The sequence below is a fragment of the Nocardia sp. NPDC055050 genome (genome assembly GCF_053608345.1).
In genome coordinates, this window is sequence record NZ_JBSGVG010000030.1 from 13,893 (window position 1) to 25,870 (window position 11,978).

The window sequence follows — 11,978 nt, forward strand, 5'->3', positions numbered from 1 at the left end:
ACGGTCTTCTTTGCGCAGTGAGCTGACTACCGGCACGAAGCTCTGCGCACCGAGCCTGAACGGCGAATCGAACCCATATCGGACGCGTGCTCGAATGCGCCGAGCATCACCGGAGGCGCTCTGCATGCCGGTACATGAAAGCAGTGTCCGCACAGGGCATATCGAACCATGTCCTATTTCTGAATGTGAGAATCAATGAACGCAAAATCTGAAGCGGTCATCGTCTCGGTCGCTCGCACACCGATCGGCAAGGCGTATCGAGGGTCTCTCAACGCGACCTATGGCGCGACGCTCGGAGCCCATGCGGTCTCGGCCGCGATAGAGCGGTCCGGAATCGACCCCGCGCTGATCGACGACGTCATCATCGGCGGCTCACTCGGTGAGGGGACCACGGGCGGGAATATCGCCAGACAGATCGCGATCCGGGCAGGTCTGCCGATCGAGGTCTCCGGAATGACGGTCAACCGCTTCTGCAGTTCGGGTCTACAGGCAATCGCCCTGGCCGCCGGCCGCGTCATCATCGACGACGTGACAGCGGTCGCTGCCGGCGGAGTCGAGTCGATCAGTCTGGTCCAGAATGCTCACCTCAACACCTTCATGGCCGAGGATCCGTGGTTGGCTTCGAACCATCCGGACATCTTCATGCCGATGCTCGAAACCGCCGAGATTGTCGCAACACGCTACGGGGTGAGCCGAGAAACGCAGGATCAGTTCGCGCTCGAAAGCCAGCGCAGGACAGCAGCCGCGCAGATCGCAGGGCGATTCGACGACGAGATAGTGCCTATTTCTACGATGAGGCTCATCGACGACGGCGAGGGGAACGAGCCAAGGCTCGACCCGTGCACGCTGACCGCCGACGAATGCAACAGACCCAACACCACCGCAGAGGGGCTGGCATCGCTGCCGACCGTCATCGCCGGCGGGCATGTCACCGCAGGCAACGCGAGTCAGCTGTCGGACGGTGCAGCTGCCACTGTGGTCATGAACGGCAAAGAGGCCGAACGCCTAGGAATCGAACCGATGGGGATCTTCCGTGGATTCGCCGTCGCTGGTTGTGAGCCGGGTGAGATGGGCATCGGTCCAGTCCTCGCCGTGCCGAAGCTGCTGAAGCGGTTCGGCTTGACTGTCGACGACATCGACCTGTGGGAACTGAACGAAGCCTTCGCATCGCAGGCCGTCTACTGCCGAGATCGTCTGGAAATTCCTGATGACCGAATGAACGTCAACGGCGGAGCCATCTCGATCGGTCACCCCTACGGGATGTCAGGGGCACGAATGACAGGTCACGCACTTGTCGAAGGCAAGCGCCGGGGTGCGCACTATGCGGTCGTGACGATGTGTGTCGGCGGGGGAATGGGTGCCGCGGGTCTATTCGAAATCTACAACTGAGGTGCAGATGTTCGAGATGCCAGGACCGGGCCAACCGATACGCGTCCGAGGACGTGCTCGACTGTTGTTGGCCCCGAACGCAAGCGAATGGACGTTCGAAGGAACGAACACGTGGCTTCTGTCGGAGCCAGGAGACCCGATGTGTGTGGTCGTCGATCCAGGGCCGGCCGACCTCGCTCATATTCAGAGCATCCTCGCCACGATCGGCGGCGATCGTGTCTGCGAGATCTGGCTGACCCACGCCCACGAAGACCATTCCGACGGTGCCGAGCTGCTCGCCGAGATGACCGGTGCCGTCATCCGATCGGCGGATCCACCGCAGGGCGGTACAGCGCTGGCCGATGGCGACCAGCACACGGTGGGCAACCTGGATCTGCAGGTCATCGCCACCCCCGGCCATTCCGCGGATTCGCTGTCATTCTTCGTTCCAGCCGACACGCTGCTACTCACCGGCGATACGTTGCTCGGCGGCGGTACGCCGATCGTCGATCCGGACGGGATGTACGACATGCTGCGAAGTCTGGACAGACTCGCACAGATCGCATCCGAGAGCGCTGGATGTCTCGCCCTTCCCGGCCATGGCCCTGTTATCGACGATGTTCCGGCAGCTGTGGCACACCGTCTGCGCAACCGTCACCGCCGCATAGCGCAGGTCGCGCACTACATGCGAACGACGCAAGCGAGTGCGGAAAGCATTGTCGGCGAACTCTATCCACATCTGACCGATCCCGAGCTGAGAGAAGGCGCGAGACTGTCGGTGACTGCAGCCATGAACTATGTGCTCCAGCATCCGGATCTGGTGCTCGACGGAGCGTCCTACCCCGCCACTCGATAACGAGATAGATCTGTCGTGTCTCGCCGCGTGCGACCACACGGCTTCACTTCGACTGTCCTCGGACATTGTTCTCCAAACCCCACGAAAGGCTTGATGCTATGACGCTCGCGAAGATTGCGGTGCCGGTGATGACAGCAGCTGTCTTGTGCGCAACAGCTGCTATCAGTTCCGCTAGTCCCGTGCCGGACGTTGCACCGCAGAATTCGGTCAATTTCACCGCCACAGCAACAGATACCCAGTCGAAGATCTCGGTGGACTCGGGATCGATCGTCGTCGAAGGTAATGTCCTCAAGATCAAGGCGCCCAACGGAACCGACCTTACCGGCGCGCCGCTGACCTTCCGCGTCGATGATTTCGAGTTCCCGATCGCCGCCGAAGTCAACGGCCGAGCGGCGACGCTGACCCCACGGCTGTCGATGGACGCAGCGACCTACAAGCCGATCGCGCTGCCTTTCGAGGACAAGGCGCCGTGGAAGAACGAGTACGACCGCGAGCAGGCCGCCTGGAACCGGATGACCGCGACGATCGGGCTGGGCGCCAGTCTGGGCACCCTCATCGGCGGCCTCGGTGGTGGTGCACTGGGGTGCGTGCTCGGCGGTATCGCCGGTGCCACAATTGCTTCGGCAACGATCGTCGGACTCTTCGGACCGTTCATCCCCGCAGCCGCACTGGGGTGCATCGGTGGGATTCTCGCCGTTGGCGCACTCGGGACCCTGCTCGGCCAGATGTTGGTCACCGCACCCGTTGCGATCGGCGCCGTCATCCAGTACTTCACCACGATCCAGCAGCCCTTCGTGTCACCCGCCAAGTAAGGGTCGACGGGTTGCCGAGCCGACGAATCGGTCAATTCCGATTCAATTGACTCGACAATGGCTGACATCGAAATTTCAATGGGTAGCCCACGCGTGACGCGCGATACCGTGGTTCCGGCAGCAGCAAATGTCCCCGACCCCGAGGAGTGCATCAGAATGCGTGCAGTGACCTACGACTCGTACGCCCCGGACAATTCCCGACTGCGAGTCGTGGAGGTGCCGGAGCCCCGGGTCGCGCCAGGCGAGGTCCTCATCAGGGTTCGTGCTGCGGGAGTGAATCCTGTCGATTGGAAAGTCATGGCAGGCTATCTGGACCCACTGATGGCTGGAGTGTTTCCGATCATTCCTGGCTGGGATGTCGCCGGTGAGGTCGTCGGCCTCGGACTGGACACGCCGGAGTTCGCGCTCGGCGAGGAAGTCATGGCCTACGCGCGCAAGGACGTGATCCACGCCGGCACGTTCGCCGAGTACGTGTCGGTACCCGCCGCGGCCGTAGCCGCAAAGCCCGATGTGATGGACTGGGCGCAGGCAGGCGGACTGCCATTGGCTGGACTCACTGCCCTGCGCAGCGTGGAACGGCTCGGAATCGAGCCGGGCGCCACCCTGGTCGTCTATGGGGCCGCCGGGGGGGTGGGAAGTCTGGCTGTACAGATCGGTCGCGATCGCGGCGCCCGCGTGATCGGAACGGCATCGTCGGCCAATCACGAGTTCGTCCGGGCACTCGGCGCCGAAGCGGTCGCCTACGGCCCCGGGCTGAGCGATCGAATTCGGGAGCTGGCGCCGGAGGGTGCCACCGCGGTCGCCGACTTCGTCGGTGGTCAGCTCGAGACCACAGAGGCGATCCTCGCGCCAGGGGGAAGGCACGTCTCTGTTGCTGACCCCGCTGTGCAGGATCAAGGCGGAGAGCAGATCTGGGTTCGACCGGATGGGGCGAAGCTGGCCGAACTCGCCGGTTTGGCTGCTCGCGGTGCGCTCACGGTGGAAGTCGCGAGCGCTTTCTCCCTGGACGAAGTCGGTGCGGCGTTCGATCGCAGCCGAACTGGGCGCACCCGCGGCAAACTGGTCATCGTTCCCTGATCCGAGGGTGCTCCGCAGCGGCCAAACCGGCCGAATCGGCTGTCTCCTGCGACGGTGTGATATCGGATTTTCGATAGGGTTGATCGGTGGCCGATAAATCTGCTGATGCTCTGTTCGATCTGACTCAGCTGCGGACGTTCTTGGCGGTGTATCGGGCCGGTTCGATCACCGCGGGCGCGCGTCAGGTCGGGTACTCCCAGCCTGCGGTGACGCAACAGTTGCAGGCGCTCGAGCGACACCTGGGAAGGCCGCTGTTCGAGCGTCTGCCGCGAGGGGTCGCTCCGACACCGGCGGCTCATGAACTGGCAGCGCGCGTCGCTGGTGCGCTCGACACGCTGGCCGCAGTGTTCACACCCGATCGCCCGGATACCCCGCCCGTTCCGGAGCCGCCCGTTCTGCTGGGTGGTCCTGCGGACTTTCTGGCGGTAGTAGGAATGCCGACCCTGGCTCCACTGATCGCTGAAGGGGTCAGAGTGCATGTGCGGACCGGTCTGACCGATGATCTGCTGGCCGACCTACGCGCAGGCAACCTCGACCTGGTCATCTCGACGCAGCGCCCACGTGGCCGAACGCTGATCGCCGATGCGCTCTGCGACGAGACGTTCGGGCTGGTCGCGGCGCCAGAGGTCGCTGCGAGGATCGACCGTGCCCGGCTCGCCGAGGAAGGCTCCACCGCGTTGGCGGGCGTGCCCCTGCTCAGCTACGCCAGCGACTTGCCGATCCTGAGACGTTACTGGCGCCATGTCTTCGGCACTCGTCTCGATGCCGAAGCGGCACTGGTCATCGACGATCTGCGCGCGGTGCTGACGGCGGTGTGTGACGGGGCGGGCATCAGTGTGTTGCCCAGCTATCTGTACGAATCCGAGTGTGCGGCGGGCCGCATCGTCGAGTTACTCGAGCCAGAAGACCCGCCGATCAATACCGCCTTCCTGGCACGCCGGCACGGCGCTGCAGGCCGGGGGCATGTCGACCGGGTGGCCCAACATTTGCTTGCCGAGGCGCGCCGCTGGTGATCGGGCCCTGCCTGGGTATTGAAATTCTTATAAGAGACATCGGAATTGCTATTGGCATTCGGTAACCCGCCGGGGCTAGCTTCGAGATGTCGCCGCTGACAGTTCGTGCGTGGAATGTCAGAACATCCACCCAGCGGACTCGCAGCGCGAGCTTCGACGATTTCAATGCTGAATCGACCGCATACGAAAGGCGGACCATGTCCAAGATCTTGTTCGTAATGACCGGTGTCGACTACTGGACCCTGGCCGATGGAACACGCCACCCCACCGGCTACTGGGCCGAGGAGTTCGTCGTTCCCTTCGAGACTCTGAAAGAAGGCGGCCACGAGATCGTGGTCGCCACACCCGGCGGCGTCGTTCCCACGGTGGATCAGGCCAGCTTGGCGCCCGAGGTCAACGGCGGTCAGGAAACCTCCGACCACAGGACCGCCATCATCTCCGCCAGCGCGGAATTGAACAACCCGGTCAAGCTGGAGGACACCCAGCTCGCCGACTACGACGCGGTGTTCTACCCCGGTGGTCACGGACCCATGGAAGACCTTGCCGTCGACCCCACTTCCGGTGCCCTGCTCGTCGCGACCCTGGACTCGGGCAAACCCCTGGGAATCGTCTGCCACGCGCCTGCCGCGCTACTGGCCGCGACACGTGCTGATGGCGTCAATGCCTTCACCGGTTACCGCCTCACCGGATTCACCAACGCGGAAGAGATCCAGGCCGGGCTCGCCGACAAGGCCAAGTGGCTGCTGCAGGACCGGCTCGTGGCGTTCGGCGCCGACTTCTCCGAAGCCGAGCCGTGGACGCCGAACGTGGTGGTCGACCGCAACCTGGTCACCGGCCAGAACCCGGCCTCCTCCGCGGGTGTGGCCGAGGAGCTCCTGAAAAAGCTGTCCTGATCATGGCCGCCGACCGATTGGACGAGGTCCTCGACGCCGCCTATGAGTGCCTGGCCCGCTACGGTGCCCGACGCACAACCGTCGACGATATCGCCTCGGTAATGGGAGTCTCCCGGTCGGCGGTCTACCAGTACGTCAGGAGCAAGGACGATGCGGTCCGACAGCTCGCCGGGCGCCTGCACGACCAAGCCTTCGCTCGCGCCGCCGACGCAGCCACCGCGGACGGCACTGCCGCCGAACGTATCCGGGGCGTACTGGCCGCAAAGTTCGACCTGGTCCTGGACCTGCGCGCAGGGTCACCGCACGGTGCCGAACTGCTGGACCAGCGGGCCAGGCTGTTCGGCGATATCTGCACCGCATTCACCGACAATCTGCGCAACCTGCTGATCGAACTGTTCACCGCAGCAGATACCGCCGCCCCACACTCTCCCGACCTGCTCGCCGATGCCTGCATCGCCTTGGTTGCCGGTCTGGAATCGAGCACCGAGCCGCGCCGATTGTTCGATCCCGCGGTGACCGCGCTGCTCACCGGGCTACTGCAGACGCACAACAGCCAGTAGCTCTACTTCAACCAATTTGGCGAAACGTCGCCTATCGAAGGGTTTTCCATGTCTTTTTCCAGCCGTGAATGGCATCTCATCGCTCGTCCGTCCGGCGAACCGGCACCGTCGGACTTCCGGTTCGAAACCACGACCGTCCCAGATCCGGGACCGGGCCAGATCGTGGTCCGCAACGAGTTCGTATCGGTGGACCCCTACATGCGGGGGCGGATGAACGAAGGCGAGTCCTACATTCCGCAGTTCGAACTCGGACAAGTGATGGACGGCACCGCTGTCGGCACCGTGGTCGCGTCCGGAACCGACGCTATCGGTGTCGGTTCCACGGTGACGCACTTTCTCGGGTGGCGCGAGTACGCGCTGGTCGACGCGACACAGGCACAGCTCGTCGACGCCGAACGCGTAGCCGCCCAGTCCTATCTCGGGGTGCTCGGCACGACCGGGCTCACGGCATGGGGTGGGTTGAAGGAGATCGCTCCCGTGCGTGAAGGCGATGTCGTGTTCGTTTCCGGAGCCGGTGGGGCGGTGGGATCGGTGGCCGGGCAGCTGGCGCGCAAACTGGGCGCGGCCAAGGTGATCGGCTCGGCCGGCGGACCGGACAAGGTCCGCAGACTCACCGAGGAGTTCGGCTTCGACGCCGGAATCGATTATCGCGCAGGCGATCTGGTCGGGCAGCTCGCCGCGGCGGCACCGGAGGGGATCGACCTGTACTTCGACAACGTTGGGGGCGAGCACCTCGATGCCGCACTCGTGCAGATGAACCGATTCGGGCGCATCGCACTGTGTGGTGCGATCTCGGTCTACAACGACACCGAGCCGCGGCCCGGGCCCAAGTATCTCGCGCTGGCGATCGGCAAACGAATCACCCTGCGGGGCATGAATGTCGGCGACCACGCCCATCTCGCCCCCGACTACATCGAGCAGGCGTCGGGCTGGCTGTCCGACGGGTCCTTGGTGGCTGAGGAGACCGTTGTCGAGGGTCTCGAGAACGCGGTGGAGGCGTTCGGAGCCATGATGCGCGGCGCCAACACCGGAAAGATGCTCGTCCACCTGAACTACGCCTGACCGGACAGGACGCGACCATGAATCAGATCACGTTGAACAACGGTGTCGCCATCCCGCAGCTCGGATTCGGAGTGTGGCAGGTCGAAGACGACCAGGCATACACGGCCGTGCGTCGTGCGCTCGAGGCCGGGTATCGGCACATCGACACCGCGCGCATCTACAACAACGAGCAAGGCGTGGGCCGTGCGGTCAAGGACTCCGGCCTTGCGCGAGATCAAGTCTTCATCACCACCAAGCTGTGGAACGACGATCAAGGCAGGGACGCTACGTTGCGCGGGTTCGAGGCGAGCCTGCAACGACTCGGTACCGACTACGTCGATCTCTACCTGATCCACTGGCCCACGCCGGTCCAAGACCGCTACGTCGAGACCTACCGTGCGCTCGAACAGATCTATGCCGAAGGCAGGGCAAGGGCTATCGGGGTGTCGAACTTCACCGCGACGACGTTGACACGATTGGTGCAGGAGACCGCAATTGTGCCCGCCATCAATCAAATCGAACTACACCCACACTTCGCGCAGGGCGCGATGCGTGAGCTGGCTGCATCGTTGGGGATCGTGACCGAGGCATGGAGCCCGCTCGGCCAGGGTGGATCGCTACTGCGACAACCGCAACTGATCGACCTGGCGCGCAAGCATACGAAGACACCCGCACAGATCGTGCTGCGCTGGCACATCCAGCTCGGCAACATCGTGATCCCGAAATCGGTGACACCGTCACGCATCGCCGAGAACATCGACGTCTTCGGCTTCGAACTCGACAGCGACGACCTGGCGGTGATCAGTGGACTGGATCGAAGCAGCGGCCGGATCGGTCCTGATCCGGACACCTTCAACCTGCTCAGCTGAGCCGCACCCCGCAAGAAAGGGCAATCATCGTGTTCAGCCGGATCGTCACCTTACAGATCAGGCCCGGCGCGCGAGAAGCATTCTCGACCGCCATCGCCGCCAACGCGCACAGCTCCGTGCGAGACGAATCCGGATGTGTGCGTTTCGACGTCTGCGCCGATCGCACAGATCCCCAACGGTTCGTAATCTACGAGGTCTACACCGACGCCGCAGCCGCCGAGGCCCACCGCACGACTGATCACTACCTGCGCTGGCGGTCACTCGCCGACCAGTTGGTCGAGCCGGATTCTCAGGTGATCTACAGCACCGACCTGCAGATCAGCGCCGCAACCGAGTCGCTGTTGTGAACGCAGCTACCGCGCTCACGGCCGCGCAAGTGGTCGCACACCTGCGAGCGACCTTTGCCAGCGGACGAACCCAGCCGGTGCAGTGGCGCATCGACCAGCTCAACCGACTGCGTGCGCTGTTCACCGAAAACCGCGACGACATCCTCACAGCGCTCTACGCGGATCTGCGCAAGCCCAGAGCAGAAGCCGAAGCCGTCGAGATCGACTATCCCATCCGCGAAATCGACTACACGTTGGCCGAACTCGCAAGGTGGCTGGCACCTGAGGACGTCGATTCCGCAGCGTTGGTGCACCTGCCCCTGGGCGCATCAGCAGCGACCCGGCTCGAACCCCTCGGCACGGTGTTGATCATCGCGCCGTGGAACTACCCGATCCAGCTACAACTTGTTCCGTTGATCGGCGCGCTGGCAGCAGGTAATACCGCGCTGCTGAAACCGAGTGAGCTCACCACCCACAGCGCGGCCCTGCTCAGCCGGTTGGTGCCCCGATACCTGGATCCGGATGCGGTGACCGTGGTGCAAGCTGGTGTGGAGGAGACGACTGCGTTGTTGGCAGAGCGTTTCGACCACATCTTCTACACCGGCAACGCCACTGTCGGCAGGATCGTCATGCGCGCCGCGGCAGAACATCTCACTCCGGTGACCCTCGAACTGGGTGGAAAGTCGCCGGCCTACGTGGACCGCGGCACCGACCTGAGTGTTGTGGCCGATCGCCTCGCCGAGTCGAAGTTCCGAAACGCGGGTCAGACGTGTGTAGCTCCGGACTATGTTCTCGCCGACCGCGAGACCAGCATAGCTCTTGCCTCGGCACTCGAAGTCGCTGTCGAGCGCCGCTACGGGCGCAATCCGCAATCGGCAGACTCCTATGGTCGGATCGTCAACGAACGACACTTCGACCGAGTCGCCGCCCTGATCTCCTCGGGGCACATCGCGTTCGGTGGACAAACCGATCGCCAGGATCTCTACATTGCCCCGACGGTGCTCGTCGATGTCGATCCGCACGATCCTGTCATGCGAGACGAGATATTCGGACCGGTGCTGCCGATCGTCGAGACAGCCGACCTCGACGAAGCTATCGCTTTCATCAATGCCCGCGACAAACCACTGGCTCTGTACGGCTTCACTGAAGACGACGCCGTACGTCAGCGACTCGATGCTGAAACATCCTCCGGTGGAATCGGTTTCGGTCTGTCGATCGCCCATCTGCGCATCCCGGACCTGCCGTTCGGCGGTGTCGGTGCCAGCGGAATGGGCAACTACCACGGCTGGTATTCGCTCGCGACATTCAGCCACCGCAAAGCCCGTCTCGATGTACCGCTGCGCTGAGCACGCCCGACCAGAAGGAACTCACATGACAACAGATTTCGACTCCCGACCTGCTGACCGATCCGGCATATTCCGGATCGGCGGCGATCTCCCGGTCAACCGGCTCGGGTATGGCGCGATGCAGATCACTGGCCCTGGGGTGTGGGGTGAGCCCGCCGACCCGGACGAGGCCGTGCGGGTTCTACGACGCGCGGTCGAGCTCGGTGTCACGTTCATCGACACCGCCGACTCGTACGGACCGTTCGTCAGTGAGCGATTGATTCGAAAGGCCCTGCATCCCTACGCTGATGAGCTGGTGATCGCGACCAAAGGCGGACTGACCCGCTCAGGACCAGGCGATTGGCGACCTGTCGGCCGACCGGAATACCTGCGTCAGCAGCTACATCTGAGCCTGCGCAATCTCGACGTCGATCACATCGACCTCTACCAACTCCACCGTATCGACCCAGCGGTCCCCCTCGCCGACCAACTCGGCGAACTCCTGCTATTACAGTCCGAGGGAAAGATCCGCCATATCGGAGTCTCGGAGGTTACCGTCGACCAGCTTCGGGAAGCTCGCCAGATCGCCGACGTCGTTTCCGTGCAGAATCTGTACAACCTCGCGAACCGCTCCGCCGAAGATGTGCTCGAGTACGCCGAGGACAACGATATTGCGTTTATCCCGTGGTTCCCGATGGCCACCGGTGAACTCGCCCGCCCGGGTGGTCCTCTCGCCGCCGCCGCGTCCGCCCACGGTGCGACTGCTGCGCAGCTGGCACTGGCTTGGTTGCTGCGGCGGTCGCCGGTCATGGTTCCGATTCCAGGAACTTCCAGGACGGCACATCTGGAGGAGAACCTCGCGGCGGCTGACATCGCGCTGACCAGTGCGGAATTCACCGCACTGGCCGAGGCGATCTGACGCGTCTCCACGAGTGACCGACATCGCTGGCGTGCTCGGATAGGTCGTTCCTGCCGAGCCGACCAGAGATGTCGACACTGTGCGCGGCAGGACCGATAGAGCGACACGACACTATGGAACGCGGGGCTCGAGGGAAATGCGAATCGGCGAATTGAGCGCCCGGTCTGGCGTATCCATCTCCACTATCAAGTACTACATACGGGAACGGCTGTTGGCGCCCGGCGAGCTGTCGAGGTCCAACCGGGCCAGCTACAACAGCACTCACTTGCACCGGTTGCGGTTGATAGCGGCGTTGTCAGAGGTAGGAGGGTTGTCGATTGCGACGTTGACCGAGGTGCTCGGCGCTGTCGACCGGCCAGATCTTTCGATGGGCGCTTCGTTGCGTGCGGCGTTGACGTGGGCACACAACACGGCGGTTTCCGTCGATGACGACGAGTGGCATAGCGCGCATGACGAGGTGGAAGAACTGCTGGGGCGTGAGGGTTTGGATGGGCGATGTGCGCCGACCGCGATGAGCGGAGTTGTCGGTGTCGTGGTGCAGATGCGGCGGTTGGGCTACCAGGACTGGGGCAACGAGGCGATCGGCAAGTATGCGAAAGCCTCGAAGCTGATTGCGGCAAAGGACGTCGACTATGTCTTCGCACGTGGCAGTAGGAGCGAACAGATCGAGAGCGCGGTAATAACGACGGTGCTCGGTGAGGCAATGCTTCTGGCGATCCGGAAAATTGCTCACCAGAGTGTGCAAGCGAACCGATGCGGCAACCTCTGAGATCTGGCCGCAGATTCAGACACTCGACAACGTCAACGATACGGCTCCCTGTCGCAGTCGCAGGGAGCCGTATCAGTGTGTAGGACGTGGCAGACGTCAGTCGGTTGTGTTCACGCAGAATTCGCGGCCGTGTCGGTGGGGCGAGGTCGG

The 11,978-nt window shown here is 63.5% G+C and carries 13 protein-coding genes; all 13 read left to right on the plus strand.

Going from position 1 to position 11,978, the window contains the following annotated elements; genetic code table 11:
* Window positions 1-195 precede the first annotated feature (195 nt).
* Window positions 196-1,389 carry an acetyl-CoA C-acyltransferase gene (locus tag ACWGCN_RS25925; protein WP_452457860.1) on the plus strand — a complete coding sequence of 398 codons (1,194 nt, stop codon included), beginning with the start codon at window positions 196-198 and terminating at the stop codon, window positions 1,387-1,389.
* A gap of 7 nt (window positions 1,390-1,396) precedes the next feature.
* Complete coding sequence (locus ACWGCN_RS25930) at window positions 1,397-2,224, plus strand: MBL fold metallo-hydrolase (RefSeq protein ID WP_452457861.1); 828 nt, start codon at window positions 1,397-1,399, stop codon at window positions 2,222-2,224.
* Between the two features lie 98 nt (window positions 2,225-2,322).
* Window positions 2,323-3,036 (plus strand): hypothetical protein, encoded by a 714-nt coding sequence (locus ACWGCN_RS25935; RefSeq protein ID WP_452457928.1) that lies wholly within the window; start codon window positions 2,323-2,325, stop codon window positions 3,034-3,036.
* Window positions 3,037-3,192: 156 nt separating this feature from the next.
* Complete coding sequence (locus ACWGCN_RS25940) at window positions 3,193-4,113, plus strand: NADP-dependent oxidoreductase (RefSeq protein WP_452457862.1); 921 nt, start codon at window positions 3,193-3,195, stop codon at window positions 4,111-4,113.
* Between the two features lie 86 nt (window positions 4,114-4,199).
* Window positions 4,200-5,126, plus strand: a complete 927-nt coding sequence (locus tag ACWGCN_RS25945; protein WP_452457863.1) for a LysR family transcriptional regulator — start codon at window positions 4,200-4,202, stop codon at window positions 5,124-5,126.
* 197 nt (window positions 5,127-5,323) lie between these two features.
* Complete coding sequence (locus ACWGCN_RS25950; RefSeq protein WP_452457864.1) at window positions 5,324-6,019, plus strand: type 1 glutamine amidotransferase domain-containing protein; 696 nt, start codon at window positions 5,324-5,326, stop codon at window positions 6,017-6,019.
* A gap of 2 nt (window positions 6,020-6,021) precedes the next feature.
* Window positions 6,022-6,579, plus strand: a complete 558-nt coding sequence (locus ACWGCN_RS25955; protein WP_452457865.1) for a TetR/AcrR family transcriptional regulator — start codon at window positions 6,022-6,024, stop codon at window positions 6,577-6,579.
* Between the two features lie 48 nt (window positions 6,580-6,627).
* Window positions 6,628-7,641, plus strand: a complete 1,014-nt coding sequence (locus ACWGCN_RS25960) for an NADP-dependent oxidoreductase (RefSeq protein ID WP_452457866.1) — start codon at window positions 6,628-6,630, stop codon at window positions 7,639-7,641.
* Between the two features lie 26 nt (window positions 7,642-7,667).
* Window positions 7,668-8,489, plus strand: a complete 822-nt coding sequence (locus ACWGCN_RS25965; RefSeq protein WP_452457929.1) for an aldo/keto reductase — start codon at window positions 7,668-7,670, stop codon at window positions 8,487-8,489.
* 29 nt (window positions 8,490-8,518) lie between these two features.
* Window positions 8,519-8,836: a putative quinol monooxygenase gene (locus tag ACWGCN_RS25970; RefSeq protein WP_452457867.1), complete on the plus strand. Its 318-nt coding sequence runs from the start codon at window positions 8,519-8,521 to the stop codon at window positions 8,834-8,836.
* Complete coding sequence (locus ACWGCN_RS25975; RefSeq protein ID WP_452457868.1) at window positions 8,833-10,161, plus strand: aldehyde dehydrogenase family protein; 1,329 nt, start codon at window positions 8,833-8,835, stop codon at window positions 10,159-10,161. Before ACWGCN_RS25970 ends, ACWGCN_RS25975 begins: the two co-directional genes overlap by 4 nt.
* Before the next feature lie 25 nt (window positions 10,162-10,186).
* On the plus strand, window positions 10,187-11,059 hold the full coding sequence (locus ACWGCN_RS25980) for an aldo/keto reductase (protein ID WP_452457869.1): 873 nt from the start codon (window positions 10,187-10,189) through the stop codon (window positions 11,057-11,059).
* Between the two features lie 136 nt (window positions 11,060-11,195).
* On the plus strand, window positions 11,196-11,828 hold the full coding sequence (locus tag ACWGCN_RS25985; protein WP_452457870.1) for a MerR family transcriptional regulator: 633 nt from the start codon (window positions 11,196-11,198) through the stop codon (window positions 11,826-11,828).
* The last annotated feature ends 150 nt before the right edge of the window (window positions 11,829-11,978 follow it).

What these genes read in the sequence shown, in the direction of transcription:
- ACWGCN_RS25925 (WP_452457860.1), top strand. Translation starts at nt 196, where the DNA reads ATGAACGCAAAATCTGAAGCGGTCATCGTCTCGGTCGCTCGCACACCG.
- ACWGCN_RS25930 (WP_452457861.1), top strand. Translation starts at nt 1,397, where the DNA reads ATGTTCGAGATGCCAGGACCGGGCCAACCGATACGCGTCCGAGGACGT.
- ACWGCN_RS25935 (WP_452457928.1), top strand. Translation starts at nt 2,323, where the DNA reads ATGACGCTCGCGAAGATTGCGGTGCCGGTGATGACAGCAGCTGTCTTG.
- ACWGCN_RS25940 (WP_452457862.1), top strand. Translation starts at nt 3,193, where the DNA reads ATGCGTGCAGTGACCTACGACTCGTACGCCCCGGACAATTCCCGACTG.
- ACWGCN_RS25950 (WP_452457864.1), top strand. Translation starts at nt 5,324, where the DNA reads ATGTCCAAGATCTTGTTCGTAATGACCGGTGTCGACTACTGGACCCTG.
- ACWGCN_RS25955 (WP_452457865.1), top strand. Translation starts at nt 6,022, where the DNA reads ATGGCCGCCGACCGATTGGACGAGGTCCTCGACGCCGCCTATGAGTGC.
- ACWGCN_RS25960 (WP_452457866.1), top strand. Translation starts at nt 6,628, where the DNA reads ATGTCTTTTTCCAGCCGTGAATGGCATCTCATCGCTCGTCCGTCCGGC.
- ACWGCN_RS25980 (WP_452457869.1), top strand. Translation starts at nt 10,187, where the DNA reads ATGACAACAGATTTCGACTCCCGACCTGCTGACCGATCCGGCATATTC.
- ACWGCN_RS25985 (WP_452457870.1), top strand. Translation starts at nt 11,196, where the DNA reads ATGCGAATCGGCGAATTGAGCGCCCGGTCTGGCGTATCCATCTCCACT.